An 18,788-nucleotide genomic window follows, 5' to 3' on the forward strand; every position below is an offset into this window, starting at 1 on the left:
GCAAAACGACCTAATAGCTGTATGCAAAATTATTCCCCAATCAGAATCAGTTTGCCGGTCTCTGGATCGCGGTAAACCTGTCCCAATGCTTCATAGCCATCGCCGCTTTTTAGTTTGTCTTGCACGGTTTTTGGCACTGTTGGCAGTTCTTTACCTAAGCGAATATCTTTATTGATTTTTTCGGTGCTGAAATGTTGCTGTAAATCTGGGCTAAACGACACCAGGGCGGCAATTAGACCGCAGGCAAATACCAAGATGATATCGACCAAATTTGCCATTGGGCCGAGTGGGTCTTCGTCGGATTCGAGAAATTCACTATCGCGCCATTTGTCCATATTAGCGACTCTCCCCTTGGGATAGAGCACTGAGCTGCTGAATAGCTTGGTCGTACCAGCGTCTGCGCAGGCGACCTAATACAAAGCCGATCATCCCCGCCAGCAAGCCGATGACGGTGGTGTCGAAGGCGACTGTCATGGCGGTGGTGAGTATGCGTAACTCACCGTCGCCTAGCGCGGCGAGTCCGGGGCCGAGGGGGATTAGTGTTCCCATCAGGCCTAGCATGGGCGCTAGACGGGTGAGGAAATCAGCGCGTTCTATGCGGCGCTTGCCTGCATGTATTAGTGCATCACGATTTCCGGCGTCGCGTAGATGACGAATTCCGCCAAAGCGTTCGCCAATGCTAATGCCAATTTCGTATATGGCGAGACCGACAAAAAACAGCAGTGCCCAAATAACCGGCGTTAAAAGTAGCGAGGTAATCTGGTGCATGATGCCCAGAGAAATTCCTGAAAACATTATTTGCTCTCCTTATGTGGTCGCCGTATAGCTATTTATTTGCCAGCTTGGCGACCGCGCCATAAACCACCGAGCATAATTAAAATACCAAAAGCGATAAGCCACGGCAGATAATTTGATATCTCGGTTTGGGTGGATTCGGCACTGCTTTCGGCGTCGTTGTTTGTTGCAGAAGAATTTTGCGCCGCAGTCTTGGTGTTACTGTCTGCATTCACCGCGTCTAGTGAAATCTCTTGTATGTGGCTCGGCGATGTTTCACTGCTGTTAGTCGCATTGATGTCGGCGTCGGCCATGCGGCTTTTGGCTAATACAGATTCTAACTGCGCGGCTTTCTCGGCAGACAGTTGTGACTTCACAAGAGCATACATAGGATGACGAGCGTGGGTGTGACCGCTGCCGGGGTTGCCGTGCTCTATAATATTGTCGGCAAATTGCTGGGCCAGTTGCTTGGTGGTTTCTGCGTCGGCTTGCCAAAAATCTTTGTCGATGGCGACTAACATCACCGCTAAAATATTGGTTTGCACGTAGCGGTTATTGTCATCTGCGAGAAAGTTATCTAAGCCAAGGTTTTGGGCGTCGTCGATGTAAACGGATTTCACTTCTTCCCACACGCGGTCATTGATAATGTTTGGGCTTGTTACCTGCCAGCCCCACAAATACTCAATAAATTCGCTACCCATGGTGCGCGCACCGGAATAGCCTTCATCCATTAAGGGTTTGATCCACTGCGGGTTAAAAAAGCGACCGCGCAGTTCAGAGAGTAAGGCATCGTGAAGTGCGTCGATTTGCAAATTGCGATTATCGGCGTGATTGATGACCGCGCTGGCCGGTACTTTGCCGCTGACGGTTTCTACTGCCAGATTAAAGCCGCCTAAATAGTCAAAGGCATCGTTATTGTCGATTAAGCCATAGAGGTTGCTGGCGCGACCCAAAAAGGTTTGCGACACGCTTTTAAGTTGGCGTTGAAACACATCTTGGGCAGATTCGCCCTGCATCCCTGCGCCGTAGGCGTGGCCCATACGCTTTATAAATACCTCGGCCAATTCACTGCGGTCTTGCCACGCGCCGCTGCGTTCCACTAAGCGGTTAATTCCTGCGCCGTAGCCGCCGGGGGCAATACCGAAGACCCGCAGGCTGGCTTGGCGACCCAGTTGCTCGGGCTGCATGGTCGGGTTGGCGGCCAGTAATTCGCGGGCCTCGTTAGCCCAGTTATTAGCAAATTGGTTTTGTTCTAGGGGTTCTTTACCGCCTTGCTCATCTGAACCGAGCGGGGCGAGTGCTTCATGCAAAGCCAAGCTAAGGGCGGGGTAGTCGTGACTAATGCGATCACGACTGGCGTCCAGCGCCATTAGGCCGGCTTTATCAAGCAATAATAAATGTTCGCCGTAAAGGTCTCTGAATAGGCCCGAGGTGGTAAATACCACGTCTAAACGTGTCGGCTGATCTGGGCCAAGCGGTATGCGCTCTAATCCTTTGATTATGCCGCGACTATTCCATATTGGTTTTACGCCGAGCAGCTTCATACCAAAGGCAATCATGGCGCCTTCGTCGCGCACCGCGTCAGAGGCCCACAAAATAATTCCCTGCTTGTTACTGCTGGTATCCACATTGGCAATCGCCACGCCAGACTCGCCGCTAAGTACTTTGGCTGCCAGCGCATTGCCCACATCGAAGCCCACACGGGTTGGCAATAGGCTGCCGTCTAGCGCATAAAAATTGCGACCAGTGGGTAGCGACTCCGGCGTACGAATGGGGTCATTGCCCTTGCCGGGCGCGACAAAATGCCCGTTAAGGCCGTTGAGTAATGCACGCATTTCTGCGGCGGGTGAGGCGACGAGCTTTTTACGCCAGTCGATTTCACGCTGTTTAATTTCTTGGGTATTGCCGTTGTTGTCACCCTGCAGCATGGAGCTAATCATGGTGTCGACGGCGTCGCCTTGCCAGTCGCGACCAAATACATGCAGGCCGAGTGGCATAAAGTTTTCTTGTAATTTGGTGAGATAGTGACCCACCTCATGGAGCAGGAAACCGTCGTCGGTTTCTTCAAAGCCAATGCCGCGCACTTTTAATTCTTCGTCCATGCTGGCGATGAGCTCGTCGCGCAAATTGGTCTCGTCGATTTTTTCGCGCAGTGCTTTTACGGCGCGGGCGCGGGTGTCGGCGTCGCTGGCGGCTTCGGCACTTTCTATAAGTTGGCGTATTTCTAATAAGGCATCGTAAAGCTCGGTGGCGGCCAGTGGTGGAGTGAGGTGGTCTACCATTACCGCAAGGCCGCGGCGTTTAGCTTGTATGCCTTCGCCAACGCCATCGACGATATACGGGTAGACACTGGGCAAGTCGCCAACGGCAATACTCGGGTAGTCGTTTTCGCTTAGGCCCACGCTGCGCTTTGGCAGAAATTCGTAGGTGGAGTGACGGCCAACGTGGACCAAGGCATCGGCTTTAAACACGTCTTTTAAATAATGGTAAAAGCCTAAATATTGGTGTGGCGGCGGGAAGGACATATTGGCATGCAATAGCTCTTCGTTAATTTCCCAGCCGCGCGGTGGCTGCGGGCCTAAAAATACATTGCCGAATTGCACACCGGGAATCAGCATTTTATCTTGCCAAACCATTACCCGCCCCGGTGCATCACCCCAACCGCGAATACCTTCAATGCCCATATTAATTAAGGCTTTTACCAGCGTCTGGCTTGCCTGCCAATCGGGTTTGCTGCCGTCGGCACTGCGGCTAATAAGCGCGGTATATTCAGCTTCGGTTTGTGCAAGTAAATCTAAAGCTCTAACACGGCCGGCGTCGCGCACACCGTCGAGGGCGTGTTTTAAATCGCTGATGGTGTTGCTCATACGGGCGCTAATTAATGCTAGTTGGGATTGGCGTTCTGTTACCGAGGGCAGGGCAGTCGCTGCGCCGATTTGCTCTTGCAGCCATGCCTGCAGTTCACCCAAGGGGCCGTTGACCATTTCAGCTTGCACACGCTTCGGTAAAGTGGCGAACCAACGCTGGTAGTCTTGGGCGTTGATTGTGTTGATCTGCGTAGACATGGCCGCCATTGCAGCGCGGTCATCCGGCAGGTTCACGCCTTTTGCTTGTAATAGATCTAGAAGTTCGGCGGCGTCTTTAGGTAGAGGGCCGGTTTTATATCCTGCGGCTTTCATCGCCCGCAGCATTTCCAATAAGCTTTCGGGTACATTGAGATTATCGGCACCGATATTGTGGCGACCCGGAGGGTGATTGTAATACACCACGCCAATGCGTTTTTCGGCATTGGATTTTTTTTGCAGATCCATCCAGCGCGCTAGGCGTTGGGTTTGGCGTTTGACTTCGCTGCTGAGTGGTTTGCTGCGGTACACGCTGCCGCCGGTGAGCGGGTCTATGCCGCTAGGTTCAGCTAGGGCTAATACTTGGGGTTGGGACACACCTTGAAGCTCTGGCATGGCCACGCGGTAGTGAACGGAGTCTCTGGGAATACCTTCGGGCGATAAATCCCACTCAGCCTCTGACCATTCACTTAGGCGAATGGCTTTTAATATTGGTAAGTTCAATTCGCCCAGTAATTGAGTGACGGCCTCGCGACCTTCGCCGCCGCCAATAACAAAATCTTGTATCGCAACAATGGCTGCTGGTGTGCCCGCCAAGGGGCCGCGCATAATGCCATGAATCTCCTGTACGGCATTCACGCTTGGCTCACCCCAGCCGGCGAGAATAGATACGCACTGCCAATGCTTGGCTTGGCAAAGTTGTTGATGTAATTCCCAGTCGCCAGAAATATCGCCACCGTCGTGATCGAGAATCCATAGTGTGCGGCGCATAGGCTTTAATGCTTTGCTGAGTGCCTCGGCACTGAGCCAATGTGCTGCTTTATTTTGATATAGGGCGAAACGTACCGGAGCGACTTCTCTTACCGGCGCGATCTCTTTGCCGCCGCTGAGAATAAAATTGAACAAGCTTGCGGTGTTGTCCACCGAGCGATTAACCCAGTAGGAACGCGCTTGCAGCCAGTCTGCATAGCGTGGTGCAGATTTTTGTTTGGCGGCCAATGAGGCGGCGTCAATCACACCGTCGCGGTCACCAACGATTTCCTCTGGCATATTCTTGGCAAAAATAGCGCCGTTGCGATCCCGTTGCAGTGCCATTAACTTGCGGTCGCTGTGGAGTACGGTACGCATTTGGGTGGCGGGAAAACGCTGGCTTAAAAGGCGGTCTACTGCTTCGCCAAAAACCGCGATCATTACCAGGCTTTGGCTGCTGCTGATAAGGCTTTGCAGCTGCTCGTCATCCATCGCGATAACTTGGCTGACAGTGCGAATTCGAATTTCTATGTCTTTATGTTGCTGCAGTAGTTGGTGAGCACCGGCAATTAAGGTCGGGGCCGAGCGGTCAGACACAATCGCAGTAAGTGCGTTAACCTTACTTGCAGCTTGAGCAACGCTGGCACCGAGTAAGCTAAAAAAGGCGCTTAGCAAAAATACAATGGAGTAGAGCTTGGATCGTGCAGCAAAGGGCTTTGCTGTCGCTAACAAAGTAAACATAGAGTGCTTCCCGCCGCTGCTCGCCCGCATACGGCTAATATGGCCATTGACTAATAAATGCGGGAAGGTGCAGGCTCAGCCGTGGCTGAACAAAGCGTCGACACCCCGTCGCGTTTATCTTGCTATTTCAGGCCGGTCTCCGGACTCACAGAGTGCTAATGACATCAGCACGATCAATTCGCCTTCCCACGTAAAACGCAGTGGCTGCTCGCTTTGCTAAAAGCTAGCGGAACGATCATCTCTGTTTACCGTTGCGGGGGCAGTACAGGCATTGCAATGCTGATTAGCAGCGCGCACCTGTTTCCCGTTTCACCTCTGTGTGCAGAAACACACGCGGGCACCTGAAACATCGGCGCAAAGCATACCCGCTGGGGGTGTGGAGTCAAGGATTTCGGGGTTTTACCCATAACGTGGCTACTGTTTTACCAATGTATCGCCAGAACGTCACAAGAGCGGTCAATCGCAACTTTCGCGTAGTCGAAACAAGTGAACAAAAGCGTGCTTCCCATTAACACTTGGGGAAGCACTTAAGCGATTGAAATTTATAAAAAACGAGATATGATCAAGAGAAGGGAATATCTGGCAGAAATAAAGGAAATTAGTCTTCGTTTGTAGGGCGCTCGCGAATGGCGAGGTCGCTGTATCATTGAATTTCCTCGAAGCGCCCAGACAGCGTAAAAGCCATTTCCTTTATAAGTGGGCCAAAGAGATATGTGGCCAGTGTCGTTATAACTACACTGTTAGGCTCGTTTTAAATCATAAATATGGAAATTGATATGGATAAAGTAGAATGTCGTTCCTGTGGAAAAAGCTGTATTCCTAGGTTATGGAATATAAAACCTTTTTTATCTAACTTATCATTTATTCCTTTACGATACTTAAAATCTCAACATGTGTGTCCATTTTGTGGAATTTGTATGTATGAGACTGGAGGAGAGCTCACAGTTTGGGCAAAGTTGCTTTTAGGTTTGGTTGTACTGCCAATCATTTTTGTGACAGTTATTCTTGGTGACCCTCCAATGAGAAAAGTAGAAAAATATATGTTCTTGTATTACATATATGCGGTCATATTTTTGTGGTTTTTGTTGAAGAACAAAATATCGAACTGGTCTAGTAAGTAGTGCTGATGATAGGCCTAACAATCGCGGCAATCGTTCCCGTTGGTCACTGGGGAAATTACTCGCTGCGCGCGTAATTTCCCCTGCGCTCAGCGTTAAAGCACACTAGGAGATCGAGTGGCTAAGAAGAAAAAAGATGACATGGATGCTTTGCTATTTATTGATACAAATATCCTTCTAGATTTTTACAGGGATAGAAAATCAGATATAAGCTTAAAGTTCCTAGAACAAATAGAAGTGTTTCTTGCGTAGTTAAATATTCTTGTATTAAATATTGGCCGTTACAGATTTTTACCACAAGCTGCCCTAAGCGCGCAGCGTCGGAGTGAGTCGTCACAAGGAGTAGCTATGCTAAATGGAGTTAAGGTAGGAATACGGCCAGTGCGATCAGCTGACTTGCCTTTCTTGTATGAGAAGTTAAATGATTTAGAGTCAATTGGTGATTATCTGCCCGGTGTTTTTAAATCTTATCCTGAGCTTGTTTCCGAGTACGAGCAGGGCGGATTTTTAAGTGAGTCATTGTCGAGATTGTTAGTGGTAGACGAAAAAGGTGATGTTATTGGTCTAGCATGGTTTTTTACGTCAGTTCCGTATTTTGATGCGCTTGAAGTCGGTTATAGAATTTTTGATGTTAGTCATCGGCGGAAGGGCTACGCAACCGAGGCTCTAGGTCTATTGTGTAAATATATTTTCGAAGGCTTTAGGGTGAATCGGATAGAAATACGTGTTGCTACAGAAAATACAAGCTCAAAGAAAGTGGCGATTAAGTGTGGTTTTGAGCTAGAGGGAACCCACCGACAGGCCGCTTTTTCGAAAGGGAGCTTACATGATATGTATAGTTTTGCACTTCTGCGGGACGACTGGGCTAGTGGTAAATAGCGATCTCGAAAAATAAACGGGCATATTTTTAACCTTATAAAATTACTCTGATAAAGCGAGTCCTCAGCTAAGCCAGTTTACTTACCCACACCCCTACATCGAGCGTCGATTCCGGCTCCCCGATGAATGATCCAGCAATGGGTGGCACTGATTTAGACAGTCGCGCTACCGCAACGGGAATATGATCTGTGCCAGCCATTTCTCCGATGGTGGGGTCGAAGCCTTTCCAGCCTGCACCGGGTAAATAGACCTCTGCCCATGCGTGGGTTGCGCCAGCAGCATCTAGTCCCGGTGCGTGTAAATAGCCGGTAACGAAACGTGCGGCAAGTCCCATGCATTTTGCCGCGTCCATAAATAATTGGGCAAAGTCACGGCAGGAGCCGGTATTGCACGCCAGTGTTTCTTTGGCGGTTTGTACGCCGGGCTCTTCCCTTAATTTGTAGGTGAAGCTTTTATAAATGTGGCTGGCGATGCGTTGCAGGGCGGTATAGGTCTGAATGTTGTCGTCTGTTTGCCAGAGCTGCTGTGTCCATCGTTTGATTTGTTGTTGGGTGTCTTGGTCGGGTAATTGCATATAGGGATTGAGCAAGACTTGATCGTCTTGGGTGTAGTTAAACGGGTAGTGAACAGCGTAATCGGCAACCATAAAATTAAGCGGCGCTTCATTGTATTGCTGAATGATGAGTTCACTTTCAAATATCAGTTGCTGGGTGGTTTGCTCGAAGGTCGCGGTGGCGACGGAATTGCCCTCGGCGTCGCGGTGCCAGAGTAGGGTGGCATTGGGTGTGATATTGAGCGAAAAGGATTCTATGCGCAGCTCGTAATCTTCGCGTGGTCGCAGGCGCAGAAAATGTGGCCCAAGCGTTACCGTGGACGAAAAATTATAATATGTGCGGTGGAGAATTTTATAACGCTGCATAGTGTGCCCAGTATTGGATCGAACCTAGAGGTTTTGATTAATTGACGACGGAGCTTTCGCTAATGCGCTCTACGCTAACCACTTGGCTGGACGGATATACCCCGGGGCCGAATTGATTGTAAACCGCAACGTCGGCGGCATCGCGGCCGTAGCCAATGGCGACGTAACCGCCTTTTAAACTAGGCTGAGTTGCGTCAAAGGTATACCAGCGGTCGCCCACATAGGCTTCAAACCACGCGTGTAAATCCATGGGTTGTAGACCGTATAAATAACCAACCACCATCCGGGCGGGAATACTTAGGCTTCGGCACAGGGCGATGCCAAGGTGGGCCATGTCGCGGCATACTCCCCACTGTCTGGTGTTGATTTCTATGGCGGTCACTTGCACGTCGTTGGCGCCTGGGGTGTAGCTAATTGTATTGCGCAACCAGTTTTCAATGGCGGCGACTTGGTCGTAGCCCAAATATTGACCGTAGGTGATTTCTAGCGCTAGTTGACCGAATCGGTCGGATTCGCAGTAGCGGCTAGGCAGTAAATAATTAAGTACCGAATCCGGCAGGTTTTGAATTTCTACAAAGGGCGCGCCGGGAGCTTGGTCTAAAAAGTCGGCGGTCTTGGCTTCTGCGCGGGTATGAATTGAAAAGTAACCGGGCTGAGCAACTAATCGCTGACAAAGGTTGCCGTAGCCATCGGTAAATTCGAAGGCAGGTACGCTGGGCGCTAATTTGTATTGCTCGCTGGCTATCCATTGTTGAGCGCCGCTGCGGGGTCTAAGCATTAATACAAAGGGTGTTGGGACTTCGATATTAAAGGATAAATCGCAGCTCGTTTTTAACCACATACGTCTACTCCTGTTGGATGAACGGCCTGCAGAGCCGTATATATCAATTTCGACTTGGGTTTTACGTTTGCGTCGTCGGATTGGGAGCGTGTTGTGTTTGGTTTAGGGCTTGTTTGAGATGTGTCGCGCTTTGTTACAAAGGTATACCACGATTACGACGCTATTGTGAAACTGATAGCGCTTCCGCGTAGTAATTCACACACGCCTAGGTTTACGACCAGAATGAGGCATTTAAGTTTATGTCTAATTCGTTTTTGCTGACGGGGTGGGTAAAACGTAAGCGCGATGCGTGTAGTAGGAGTCGGCCGGCGGCCGCCTTCGCCTTGGGGTGGGCGTAAAATTCGCAGCCCAATATGGGGTGGCCAATACTCGCGGTGTGTACCCTAAGCTGGTGGGAACGACCGGTGATGGGAATTAATAAGAGTTTACTGTGGCCATCTTCTGTCAGGCCGCAATTTTCAAAATGAGTTTGGGCGTGTTTGCCGTAGTCAAAATTGAGTTCTTGGCGGGGGCGATTGGGCCAGTCGCAGGCAAGGGGCAGGTCGATAAAGCCTTCTCTGCTAGTGACGTTGCCGAACACCACGGCTTGGTATTCTTTATAAATTTTACGGTCTTGGAATAGCCGGCTCAGGGCGCGATGGCTATCAGCGTGGCAGGCAATAATCATGAGGCCTGAGGTCGCCATGTCTAGACGATGAACAATGCTGGCGCCGGGGTAGTCTTCGTTGATGCGGCTAATCAAGCAGTCTTTATTGTCGGGGTGGCGGCCGGGGACCGAGAGCAGACCAGCGGGCTTGCTTACGATCAGTAAATCCTCGTCGCGATGCAGATAGCGAATGGCTTCAGCGCAATAGGGCACAATAAAATCGGCGCCGGTGCTTGGCGGGTTTTCTGTTGAGCTATCTGACATAAACGCGATTTGGCTGCGGCAATAGTGGGGCGCAAGTATACCGGATATTTGCGCCTTAATTTTTGCTGCGTAAAGAACTGGGTATTAACGCAAAGAAGGAGTCGAGGCGGTCGTTTTCATAATACCAGCCGAGTTGCTCTGTGCAGTGTTCGCAGTGGGCGTATTGCCAGCGATAGCCCTGAAACCAGCAGTATTGCGCGGTGGCTCCGCCATTGATGATGGTGCCGGGTGCAGAATGGAAACAGCATACATCGTAAATAACGCCATCGGGATTGACGAAACGGTGGTGGTGTTGGTCGTTAATGCGGGTGCGGTAATTATTGGCGGTAATGGCCTGGCGGCAGTTGAGGCAAGAGATAAGTTCAGAAGGCTCGCTGTCTTCAAGCTGAAATAAAACGTCGTGTACCAACTGCTTAATGGGCAAATTACTCATAGGCTTCTCCGATTCTATTTGGCGCAGATAAGGGCGTGCGCCGAAAAATCCAGTAAAATGCTGAGCTTCACGGGTTTAACATATAAGGGTTCCGGCTTTGCAGCAAGTGCTTTCATCCATCGAGAATGAACATTCCCTCGGTAGTTTATTACAAGAGTTTTTACCTTCAGCAAAGGTGGTGAGTACGGCCTTGCCCTTGGTGCCAGAAATGCAGTTATTTCTGTTGAGCGCCGATTTTCCTCAGCACGATTTAAGCCCTGAGCAAACTCAGCGGATTATGAATTACCCCGCGTACTGGTGTTTTTGCTGGGCCAGTGGGCAGGTGATAGCGCGCCATATTTTTGATAATCCAGAGTTGGTTCGCGGTAAACGAGTCTTGGATTTTGGCTGCGGTTCTGGTGTCGCTGCTATTGCAGCTAAGCTGGCGGGCGCTGCCGAGGTGATTGCTTGTGATCTTGATGAAGACGCGATTAAAGCCAGTCGGGCGAACGCCCAGTTAAATAGTGTGGTGTTGGATTACAGCGGGGATTTTTTCGCCAGCGACGAGCAATACGATGTGATTTTGGTGGCAGACGTTTTGTATGATCGCGCAAATTTGCCTTTGTTAGATGCGTTTTTACGCCGCGCGCCGGCGGTGTTGGTGGCAGATTCACGGGTAAAGGATTTTCAGGTAGATGGCTACCGTTGGCTGGCTTTTCAGCGCGCCACCACGGTGCCGGATCTCGCAGAGTCTGAGGAGTTCTCTCGGGTTAATCTTTATCTTGCTGGGCCTTAGCCAATTTGTCGCTGATGGGTTTGGGTGGTAGCAGCGCCAAGAAATTATCGCGGGCGACTTTACGTGCAGTCTCCTTGCTTAAGGCGTCTAAAAAGGGCGCGTATTCATTTAAGGTTTTGGCCATTTTGTCATAGCTGCCTAGGGCGTCTGAGCCGATCATAAACTGGCTTGGGTATTGTTCTACTAGCGCAACCCAGCCCGCCACGGCTTTATGGTCTTTATTCAGTAAATAGGGTTCGAGCACCGTCCACGATAAATCGATATAGAGGTTTTTGTGGCTAGCCAAGAGTTTTTCGAGTTCTGTTAATAAGAAATCCAATTTGTCTTGATAGCGATGAAGCGTAGCGCTGGTGCCGGCGTGGGCCCAAATAAAATCCACATCGGTGTGAGCGGCAAGGGCGTCTTTAATTTCGCTAATGTAAAGTGGATTGCGTTCGCGCTTTGAGGTGATATTGCTGTGCAGCAATACCGGCAAACCGAATTCTGCCGCCACCCGATAAACACGGTACATGGCCTCGTTGTTGGCTCTTGGGGTGTNGTCTTGGGTGAGGGCGGTAAGATCGTCGTGACGTGTTAATACTTCGCCTATGCCCTGCCAAACATCGGGGTAGGTTTCTAGCATTTGCCGCAAATGTTTGTCGGCATTTTTGTCGGTGGGATTAAAGCCGCATAAAAAGGGATGTAGCCGCGCTTGCTGGTCTTTGGGGAGTTTACGATAGGCTTCGGCCACGTAGCTGTCGGTGGCGCTATACCAATACATACCGGCGTCGTCGCCTGCGTAGTAGCGTGGCCGCTTGGGTTCGCTCTCATGCCATTTTTTCATGAGCGGAATGCCGCTGATCATGGCGTGGCCAATATTGCCCTTGTCCATGGCGCGAATAAGTTCTGGCAACGGTTCGCCTTCTTGGAAAAAATCGACCACGTGGACGTGGGCATCACTGTAATCGTAGTTATTCGCGCTTGGCTTTTGTGGCGATTCTGCCATCGACCACGGTGTGTGTAATGTCAGTAAAAGACAGGTGATTAGGCTAAAGCGGGCGCTAGGACGGCCTTGTCGTAGTTGATCCATTGTATCCTCGGTAGCGGTATTGCCTGCTTTCTGACCGGCACTTGCCGCTGAGGTTCATTGCGAGTGTTGCCCGTGTGTTAGCCCGCTCGATGTAAAAGATCGTGAAAGGCCTTGGTTAGCGGATTGAGATGTTTGCCACGCGGGTGAACTGTGCACCAAGAACGCCGAATGGGAAAACCTAGAACGGGTAGCGAGATTAGGGTGCCTGCGGCGACCGCGTCACTAATCATCGCGGTAGGTAGTACCGCACAATTAATGCCGCTATTAAGCGCGTGTTGAATGGCGGTATTGCTACCCATTTGCCGAATATGTTGAATGACGCAGCTCTGTTGCTGGCAAAAGTGCTCAAAGATTTGGCGGGTGCCTGAGCCGGATTCTCGCAGCAAGACCGGATATTCCAATAACTCTATTAAGGTGATGCTGCTTTTTTGGCTGAGTGGGTGGCTTGGGTTTGCGACGAGCGAGAGTTTATGTTCCGCAAAGGGGGTGTAGGTGAGTGCACGACCATCCGGTACTTGGGTCATGATGGCGAGGTCGTCGAGATTATCCCTTAGCCTTTCCAGTAAGCGCTGATGATTGACGACGTGGAGCACCACTTCAACGTCGGGGTGCTGTTCGCAAAAAGCATTGATATACGGCGGTAGAAGGTGTTCGGCGCTGGATTCAATCGCGATATTCAGACTGCCTTGAAGGCGGCCGTGTAAGTCGGTGAGTTCGATTTCTAGGTGAACTAGACGCTGTTTTAACTCGCGGGCCGCCCGCAGCATCACATCGCCGGCGGCGGTAAGGAATAGCTGTTTGCCGATGTAATCAAATAAGGCTTGGCCGACGACCTCTTCCAAACTGCGTATTTGCGAGCTAACGGCGGGCTGGGTAAGTGACAGCTGTTCGGCTGCTTTTGAATAGCTGCGATGCAGGCATACCGCGAGAAATACGTCTATTTGACGCAGGGTGAGGCGGTTTAAATAGCTGACTTCCATGCGGGGCCTTGGCAAAATTTAATCATGTATAAGTAATACCTTATTCTGACTAAAATAAATATTAATTTTTTATTGTTGGTGTTTTTCTGTACGGTTGCGAAGTAGCTGTTTACAGGCTGGATGGCCTGAGCGGAACTGGGCGAACTGCCCCTCATGGAGATTCACGATGCTGAAGAAAATCCTGATCGCCAACCGCGGTGAAATTGCGGTGCGAATAGTGCGGGCCTGTGCCGAGATGGGCATACGGTCGGCGGCTGTTTACACCGAGCCAGACCGGTTTTCGTTGCACGTTAAGCGCGCTGATGAGGCCTATAACGTCGGTGCCGATCCGTTGGAGGGGTATTTAAACCCTCGTAAATTAGTGGCCTTGGCGGTAGAAACTGGTTGCGACGGTTTACATCCGGGCTACGGATTTTTGTCTGAGAACGCAGAATTGGCGGAAATATGCGTTCAGCGTGGGATTACCTTCATTGGGCCCAGCGCAGAAGTTATTCGTCGCATGGGAGATAAAACCGAAGCCCGCCGTGCGATGACAGCTGCTGGCGTGCCGGTAACGCCCGGTACAGAAGACAATTTGAAGGGTATTGAAGACGCCGTTACCGTTGCCGAAGGTATTGGCTATCCAGTGATGCTAAAAGCAACCTCTGGTGGCGGCGGCCGTGGGATTCGGCGTTGCGATAGTGAAGCGGATCTGCGGCGCCAGTATGATCGCGTGGTATCCGAGGCGACCAAGGCGTTTGGTCGTGCCGAGGTTTTTCTTGAAAAATGCATAGTGAATCCACGCCACATAGAGGCGCAGATTCTGGCCGACAGCCACGGTAATGTGATTCATTTATTCGAGCGCGATTGCTCAATCCAACGCCGCAACCAAAAGCTGATTGAGATCGCGCCATCGCCACAATTAACGCCGGAACAGCGTGCTTATATCGGTGAGATGTCGGTGCGCGCTGCCGAAGCCGTTGGCTATGAAAATGCCGGCACGGTGGAATTCTTACTCGCCGACAATCAAATCTACTTCATGGAAATGAACACGCGGGTTCAGGTCGAACACACCATCACCGAGCAAATCACGGGGGTGGATATTGTTCGTGAGCAAATACGCATCGCCTCTGGCTTGCCGCTGGGTTATCGCCAACAGGATATTTCCTATCGCGGTTTTGCCATGCAGTTTCGGGTTAATGCGGAAGATCCTAAAAACGACTTTCTACCCAGTTTCGGTAAAATTAGCCGTTACTACGCACCGGGTGGTCCCGGCGTACGGGTTGATACCGCTATTTATACCGGCTATACGATTCCGCCGTATTTCGATTCTATGTGTCTCAAATTAATTGTTTGGGGTTTGACCTGGGAGGACGTGCTGGATCGTGGGGTGCGGGCGCTAAACGATATGCGCTTGCAGGGCGTGAAAACCACAGCGACCTATTACCAACAAATTTTAAAACACCCTGATTTCCGTTCCGGTCATTTTGATACCAGCTTTGTAGAAAGCCATCCCGAATTGACCCAATACTCGGATAAAAGTCGCCCTGAAGATATCGCACTCGCGGTGGCTGCTGCCATTGCTGCCCACGCTGGTTTGTAAGAAAAAGGATTAGATGATGAGCCAAGAAAAAGCTGTTCTGATTACTGATGTCACTCTGCGTGATGGTCACCAATCGCTACTCGCAACACGTATGCGTACCGACGATATGTTGCCGGTTTGCGCCCAGCTCGATGCCATTGGATTTTGGTCTTTAGAGGTTTGGGGGGGCGCGACCTTTGACGCTTGCGTGCGTTTTCTAAAAGAAGATCCGTGGGAGCGTTTGCGCAAATTGCGTGAAGCGCTGCCAAACACCAAATTACAAATGTTGGTGCGGGGCCAAAACCTACTGGGTTACCGTCATTATGCCGACGATGTGGTTGAGGCGTTTATTCAAAAATCCGCCGATAACGGCATGGATATATTCCGCGTATTTGACGCGATGAACGACGTGCGCAATTTACAAACCGCAGTTGCTGCAGTTAAAAAATCTGGTAAGCATGCGCAGGGCACAATTTGTTATACCACCAGCCCAGTGCATACCACGGCCAAATTTGTACAACAGGCCAAGGACATGGTGGCGCTTGGGGTAGACTCCATTGCGATAAAAGATATGGCCGGTCTGTTAACGCCAACGGCGACGTCTGAGCTGGTCAGGGCGCTAAAAGATACCGTCGATGTTCCGCTGGCTTTGCACTCCCATATGACTTCGGGTCTTGCCGGCTTGTGTCAGTTAAAAGCCATAGAAGCAGGTATCGATATTATCGACACCGCCATGTCGGCCTTTGCCAACGGCACTAGTCACCCAGCCACCGAAACCATGGTTGCCGCACTTAAAGGCACGCCCAGAGATTCGGGTTTAGATTTGCCAGCATTACAAGAAATTGCGGCTAAGCTCTGGGAAGTGCGTAAAAAATATCACCAATTTGAAAGTGAATTTACCCGCGAAGACGTGAGCGTACAGATTAACCAAGTGCCCGGCGGCATGATGTCTAATCTGGCTAACCAGCTAAAAGAGCAGGGCGCGTTGAATCGCATTGGCGATGTATTTGCTGAAATTCCTGCGGTCCGCAAAGACCTGGGTTATCCGCCCTTGGTAACGCCAACCTCACAAATCGTTGGCACCCAAGCGGTGATGAATATTCTAGCCGACAAGCGCTATACCACCATTACCAACGAAGTGAAGCGCTACCTGCAAGGCCATTATGGCGCGGCACCGGCTGAGGTAGACAAAGACCTACGGGCCCGCGCGATTGGTAGCGAAGACGTCATCGACGTACGCCCTGCAGATTTACTGGCACCAGAATTGGCGAAGCTCCGCAAGGAAGTTGGCGAGTTGGCTAAATCAGAAGAAGACGTACTGACCTATGCCATGTTCCCAGATTTAGGGCGCGCATTCTTAAGCGAGCGCGAAGCGGGCACTCTGGTTCCCGAAGTTCTTGAGCCTATTGGGCAATCTGCCCGGCCTGTGAGTGAAGGCGGGGTGCCCACTGAGTTTGTTATCGACGTGCACGGCGAGAGTTACCAAGTTGCGATTACCGGTGTGGGTATTAAAGGCACTGGCAAGCGCCACGTGTATATGACGCTGGATGGTATGCCCGAAGAAGTGGTGTTTGAAGCCCTGAATGAATACAAGGCTGACGGCGCGAGTGGTCGCAAATCCGCCAGCAAACCAGGCCATGTCAGCACCAATATGCCGGGTAATATTGTCGAAGTGTTGGTTGCTGTCGGTGATACCGTTACAGCGGGGCAGCCAGTATTAGTCACCGAAGCTATGAAAATGGAAGCCGAGGTGCAGGCGCCAATTAGCGGCAAAGTCGTCGAGATCTTTGTTAAGAAAGGTGACCGTGTGACTCCGGGTGAGGTGCTTGTAGAAATTGAGGCGGGTGTATAAACATTGGGTTTATATTTTTAAAGAAAGTCTTGTGTTTTTAACTGATAATCATTATCATTTAAATCAAGTCAGAGCGGTGCTCAATGTGAGCCCCCATTTACACAGTGCCTCCCTGATTCTCTCCGATTTGCCCCGCATTCTGCAGTGAATGCGGGGTTTTTTTATGCTCATTATTTTTGACGGTTATGAGTTTATGCATGTTCGCTAAAGATTAAAATTGTTCAGCCCATTAATCGAAACCGTAAACCACGTTTCATTCCAGCGTATCCGTTTATCGTTACGACTTAAATTCTTAGGAGATACGTCTACTGCTACTTGCAGTAATTTAGGGTTAGCGAGCAGCGCGGTATTGATGGCACCTTTGAGGCCGGTGGGGAATGCGTAAACAACGGCAATTAAGGCTTGGCAGTGGGGGCAGCTTAAAAATGACGCTTGCTCTGAACCTTGTTTACTAGCTCTTAGCGTTACTGAGGAGGTGATATCAAGGCGGCCATTTGGGTCAGACAGGTAAGATGCATTGTGATGCCTACAAAAATCGCAATCACATTTTCGAGGACGATAGTGTTCTAGAGCTTGTGGCAGTGTCACAGAGAAATTTACGTTTTCGCAGGGGCAGGAACCTAAGCTCTTATAGCTCACTGTAAAGACTTCCCTAGGTGCTTCGTATGGTGGCGAGGAACTGCGTTCCTCGCTGCACTTGGATTAGTTGCGGTAAATAGTTTGGATGAGGTGGTAGCCAAACTGGGTCTTAACGGGGCCATGGACGTCTAAAACAGATTCCTTAAACACCACGTCGTCAAAGGGTTTTACCATTTGGCCGGGGCGGAATTCGCCGAGATCGCCACCTTTTTTGCCTGATGGGCAGTCAGAGAATTTCTTAGCTAAATCACCGAAATCAGCGCCTTTGGCAATTTGGTTTTTTAAGTCTTGGGCTTGTTCTTGAGTTTTTACCAGAATGTGGCGTGCACTAGCGACGGTCATATTGGAGTCCTTGTTAGGTGGTTTTTGGCGATTATAGCAGGGCTTATTCGCAATCGTGTAGGTAATGACTTTCACTGTGCAAGGCGTGTTTACTTACCGGGACTGCCTCAGCTATTGAAGTGCCTTGTATACGGTTGGCTTAGTGTACGTTATTACTTAATTCAGGCCTGCTGCAATTTGGGGGCTCAAATGCGAGTCTTAATTGCTGTAGTGGATAAGGGGTGTTTTTGTGATGTTGATCATGCTTACTATATGCAAGGTTGTGTATTATGATAATCATCTCAATGGTCAACAATCTTAGTTGAGCTTAGGGAGCAATAATTTTAAAACATCAATATGTGGGGAAAGTGATGATTAAGAATAAAGTTAAGAAATTTGCGGTAGCGGCGGCGTTACTGTCGTTGTCTTCGTTAAGTGTGGCCCAAGGGCCTTTGGCACCTGTAACTGGTCTTTTGGGCGGAGTGGGTGGAGTTGGTGGAGGAATGTCGGGTTTAGACTCCTTACCGATAAACGTCTCGGCATTGCTTGGAGGTGGTGGGAATTTGGTCAGCCTTAGCTCCTTACCGGTTAGCCCATTCGATTTAATTAGTGCATTTCAAATGATTCCGGTACAGCCGGTATTGGATTTGTTAGATGTCTTGCCTCTTTCCCCTGTGATTTCATTAGTAGGTGGTTTTGCGGACGTGAATTCTTTGCCAATTAACCCACTTGCCTTGCTTTCTGGAGGCGGCTTGACAGGTGTTCCTGAGTTTCCGTCGTTATTATTAGTGGGTGGCGGCGGATTACCTGGTCTAGGGATAATTCCCGTTGACGCTCTTGATCCGATCTTAGGCGCTTTGCCGATAAATATATTAAGCATTATTCCTATTTAACGACGTATAGTGGAAAGCATTATTGCGATGTTAGCCTGAACACGTATGTTAAGGATTTTTGATTGGAGCGGCTGCCTAGGCAGCCGCTTTTCTATGCATAAATTAGACGTTTGCCTAGCAAGGATTAAGTACGGTTTTAAACGATTGTCAGCATGAGTGGGTTCTGCCCTGTCCTGAAAAAGGGCTGCATACTGGAGGTTTATCAACGGGTGTCTCTGTAATCTTGTATCGTTAGCCATCCAATGTCATAACTTATTGAATTTTGCATCTT

The 18,788-nt window shown here is 50.0% G+C and carries 18 protein-coding genes and 1 riboswitch; of the genes, 7 read left to right on the top strand and 11 right to left on the bottom strand.

The window, feature by feature from the left end:
• Nucleotides 1–29: 29 nt before the first annotated feature.
• Genes GVJ32_RS10765 through GVJ32_RS10775 form a run of 3 tightly spaced genes read right to left on the bottom strand, consistent with a single transcriptional unit; the run spans nucleotide 30 to nucleotide 5,327 of the window.
• Nucleotides 30–335 carry a DUF2149 domain-containing protein gene (locus GVJ32_RS10765; protein WP_103685639.1) on the bottom strand — a complete coding sequence of 102 codons (306 nt, stop codon included), beginning with the start codon at nucleotides 333–335 and terminating at the stop codon, nucleotides 30–32.
• Between the two features lies 1 nt (nucleotide 336).
• A complete protein-coding gene (locus GVJ32_RS10770; protein ID WP_159240064.1) occupies nucleotides 337–795 on the bottom strand; it encodes a MotA/TolQ/ExbB proton channel family protein in 459 nt (152 codons plus the stop codon).
• 35 nt (nucleotides 796–830) lie between these two features.
• Nucleotides 831–5,327, bottom strand: coding sequence for a cobaltochelatase subunit CobN (locus tag GVJ32_RS10775; RefSeq protein ID WP_159240065.1), 4,497 nt, complete (start codon nucleotides 5,325–5,327; stop codon nucleotides 831–833).
• A 113-nt stretch (nucleotides 5,328–5,440) separates the two neighbouring features.
• Nucleotides 5,441–5,687: riboswitch (cobalamin riboswitch) on the bottom strand.
• Between the two features lie 416 nt (nucleotides 5,688–6,103).
• On the opposite strand from GVJ32_RS10775, the gene GVJ32_RS10780 reads away from it, so the two are divergent.
• The 3 genes from GVJ32_RS10780 to GVJ32_RS10785 all read left to right on the top strand — a co-directional run bounded on the left by GVJ32_RS10780 (nucleotide 6,104) and on the right by GVJ32_RS10785 (nucleotide 7,324).
• Entirely contained in the window at nucleotides 6,104–6,448 is a 345-nt protein-coding gene (locus GVJ32_RS10780) for a hypothetical protein (RefSeq protein WP_159240066.1), read from the top strand.
• Between the two features lie 114 nt (nucleotides 6,449–6,562).
• Nucleotides 6,563–6,697, top strand: a complete 135-nt coding sequence (locus tag GVJ32_RS18410) for a hypothetical protein (protein ID WP_286187613.1) — start codon at nucleotides 6,563–6,565, stop codon at nucleotides 6,695–6,697.
• A 96-nt stretch (nucleotides 6,698–6,793) separates the two neighbouring features.
• Nucleotides 6,794–7,324, top strand: coding sequence for a GNAT family N-acetyltransferase (locus GVJ32_RS10785; RefSeq protein WP_159240067.1), 531 nt, complete (start codon nucleotides 6,794–6,796; stop codon nucleotides 7,322–7,324).
• Nucleotides 7,325–7,391: 67 nt separating this feature from the next.
• Here GVJ32_RS10785 and GVJ32_RS10790 read toward each other — a convergent pair whose 3' ends face one another.
• The 4 genes from GVJ32_RS10790 to GVJ32_RS10805 form a co-directional block, all read right to left on the bottom strand.
• Nucleotides 7,392–8,243: a transglutaminase family protein gene (locus GVJ32_RS10790; protein ID WP_159240068.1), complete on the bottom strand. Its 852-nt coding sequence runs from the start codon at nucleotides 8,241–8,243 to the stop codon at nucleotides 7,392–7,394.
• A 37-nt stretch (nucleotides 8,244–8,280) separates the two neighbouring features.
• Complete coding sequence (locus GVJ32_RS10795) at nucleotides 8,281–9,084, bottom strand: transglutaminase-like domain-containing protein (RefSeq protein ID WP_159240069.1); 804 nt, start codon at nucleotides 9,082–9,084, stop codon at nucleotides 8,281–8,283.
• Between the two features lie 211 nt (nucleotides 9,085–9,295).
• Nucleotides 9,296–9,994, bottom strand: coding sequence for a pseudouridine synthase (locus GVJ32_RS10800; protein ID WP_159240070.1), 699 nt, complete (start codon nucleotides 9,992–9,994; stop codon nucleotides 9,296–9,298).
• 55 nt (nucleotides 9,995–10,049) lie between these two features.
• Entirely contained in the window at nucleotides 10,050–10,427 is a 378-nt protein-coding gene (locus tag GVJ32_RS10805; RefSeq protein ID WP_159240071.1) for a cereblon family protein, read from the bottom strand.
• Nucleotides 10,428–10,533: 106 nt separating this feature from the next.
• Here GVJ32_RS10805 and GVJ32_RS10810 point away from each other — a divergent pair, with 106 nt between their 5' ends.
• Nucleotides 10,534–11,202: a class I SAM-dependent methyltransferase gene (locus tag GVJ32_RS10810; protein ID WP_235035122.1), complete on the top strand. Its 669-nt coding sequence runs from the start codon at nucleotides 10,534–10,536 to the stop codon at nucleotides 11,200–11,202.
• Here the strand turns inward: GVJ32_RS10810 and GVJ32_RS10815 are convergent.
• Together GVJ32_RS10815 and GVJ32_RS10820 are read right to left on the bottom strand one after the other, a co-directional pair.
• Nucleotides 11,177–12,271 (bottom strand): amidohydrolase family protein, encoded by a 1,095-nt coding sequence (locus tag GVJ32_RS10815; RefSeq protein ID WP_200841403.1) that lies wholly within the window; start codon nucleotides 12,269–12,271, stop codon nucleotides 11,177–11,179. The genes GVJ32_RS10810 and GVJ32_RS10815 overlap by 26 nt on opposite strands.
• Before the next feature lie 77 nt (nucleotides 12,272–12,348).
• Nucleotides 12,349–13,251 carry a LysR family transcriptional regulator gene (locus GVJ32_RS10820; RefSeq protein ID WP_159240072.1) on the bottom strand — a complete coding sequence of 301 codons (903 nt, stop codon included), beginning with the start codon at nucleotides 13,249–13,251 and terminating at the stop codon, nucleotides 12,349–12,351.
• Between the two features lie 166 nt (nucleotides 13,252–13,417).
• On the opposite strand from GVJ32_RS10820, the gene GVJ32_RS10825 reads away from it, so the two are divergent.
• Nucleotides 13,418–14,833, top strand: a complete 1,416-nt coding sequence (locus GVJ32_RS10825) for an acetyl-CoA carboxylase biotin carboxylase subunit (protein WP_159240073.1) — start codon at nucleotides 13,418–13,420, stop codon at nucleotides 14,831–14,833.
• A 16-nt stretch (nucleotides 14,834–14,849) separates the two neighbouring features.
• Nucleotides 14,850–16,664: a sodium-extruding oxaloacetate decarboxylase subunit alpha gene (oadA, locus tag GVJ32_RS10830; RefSeq protein WP_159240074.1), complete on the top strand. Its 1,815-nt coding sequence runs from the start codon at nucleotides 14,850–14,852 to the stop codon at nucleotides 16,662–16,664.
• A gap of 204 nt (nucleotides 16,665–16,868) precedes the next feature.
• Here oadA and GVJ32_RS10835 read toward each other — a convergent pair whose 3' ends face one another.
• Together GVJ32_RS10835 and GVJ32_RS10840 are read right to left on the bottom strand one after the other, a co-directional pair.
• Complete coding sequence (locus tag GVJ32_RS10835; RefSeq protein ID WP_159240075.1) at nucleotides 16,869–17,303, bottom strand: GFA family protein; 435 nt, start codon at nucleotides 17,301–17,303, stop codon at nucleotides 16,869–16,871.
• A gap of 63 nt (nucleotides 17,304–17,366) precedes the next feature.
• Nucleotides 17,367–17,645: a peptidylprolyl isomerase gene (locus GVJ32_RS10840; RefSeq protein WP_159240076.1), complete on the bottom strand. Its 279-nt coding sequence runs from the start codon at nucleotides 17,643–17,645 to the stop codon at nucleotides 17,367–17,369.
• 350 nt (nucleotides 17,646–17,995) lie between these two features.
• Between GVJ32_RS10840 and GVJ32_RS10845 the strand changes: the two genes are divergently transcribed.
• Nucleotides 17,996–18,517, top strand: coding sequence for a hypothetical protein (locus tag GVJ32_RS10845; protein ID WP_159240077.1), 522 nt, complete (start codon nucleotides 17,996–17,998; stop codon nucleotides 18,515–18,517).
• The last annotated feature ends 271 nt before the right edge of the window (nucleotides 18,518–18,788 follow it).

Origin of the sequence: Zhongshania aliphaticivorans (genome assembly GCF_902705855.1) — a bacterium.
GTDB lineage: Bacteria > Pseudomonadota > Gammaproteobacteria > Pseudomonadales > Spongiibacteraceae > Spongiibacter > Spongiibacter aliphaticivorans_B.

What these genes read in the sequence shown, in the direction of transcription:
- GVJ32_RS10765 (WP_103685639.1), bottom strand. Translation starts at nt 335, where the DNA reads ATGGACAAATGGCGCGATAGTGAATTTCTCGAATCCGACGAAGACCCA.
- GVJ32_RS10770 (WP_159240064.1), bottom strand. Translation starts at nt 795, where the DNA reads ATGTTTTCAGGAATTTCTCTGGGCATCATGCACCAGATTACCTCGCTA.
- GVJ32_RS10775 (WP_159240065.1), bottom strand. Translation starts at nt 5,327, where the DNA reads ATGTTTACTTTGTTAGCGACAGCAAAGCCCTTTGCTGCACGATCCAAG.
- GVJ32_RS10780 (WP_159240066.1), top strand. Translation starts at nt 6,104, where the DNA reads ATGGATAAAGTAGAATGTCGTTCCTGTGGAAAAAGCTGTATTCCTAGG.
- GVJ32_RS10785 (WP_159240067.1), top strand. Translation starts at nt 6,794, where the DNA reads ATGCTAAATGGAGTTAAGGTAGGAATACGGCCAGTGCGATCAGCTGAC.
- GVJ32_RS10790 (WP_159240068.1), bottom strand. Translation starts at nt 8,243, where the DNA reads ATGCAGCGTTATAAAATTCTCCACCGCACATATTATAATTTTTCGTCC.
- GVJ32_RS10795 (WP_159240069.1), bottom strand. Translation starts at nt 9,084, where the DNA reads ATGTGGTTAAAAACGAGCTGCGATTTATCCTTTAATATCGAAGTCCCA.
- GVJ32_RS10800 (WP_159240070.1), bottom strand. Translation starts at nt 9,994, where the DNA reads ATGTCAGATAGCTCAACAGAAAACCCGCCAAGCACCGGCGCCGATTTT.
- GVJ32_RS10805 (WP_159240071.1), bottom strand. Translation starts at nt 10,427, where the DNA reads ATGAGTAATTTGCCCATTAAGCAGTTGGTACACGACGTTTTATTTCAG.
- GVJ32_RS10820 (WP_159240072.1), bottom strand. Translation starts at nt 13,251, where the DNA reads ATGGAAGTCAGCTATTTAAACCGCCTCACCCTGCGTCAAATAGACGTA.
- GVJ32_RS10825 (WP_159240073.1), top strand. Translation starts at nt 13,418, where the DNA reads ATGCTGAAGAAAATCCTGATCGCCAACCGCGGTGAAATTGCGGTGCGA.
- oadA (WP_159240074.1), top strand. Translation starts at nt 14,850, where the DNA reads ATGAGCCAAGAAAAAGCTGTTCTGATTACTGATGTCACTCTGCGTGAT.
- GVJ32_RS10840 (WP_159240076.1), bottom strand. Translation starts at nt 17,645, where the DNA reads ATGACCGTCGCTAGTGCACGCCACATTCTGGTAAAAACTCAAGAACAA.
- GVJ32_RS10845 (WP_159240077.1), top strand. Translation starts at nt 17,996, where the DNA reads ATGATTAAGAATAAAGTTAAGAAATTTGCGGTAGCGGCGGCGTTACTG.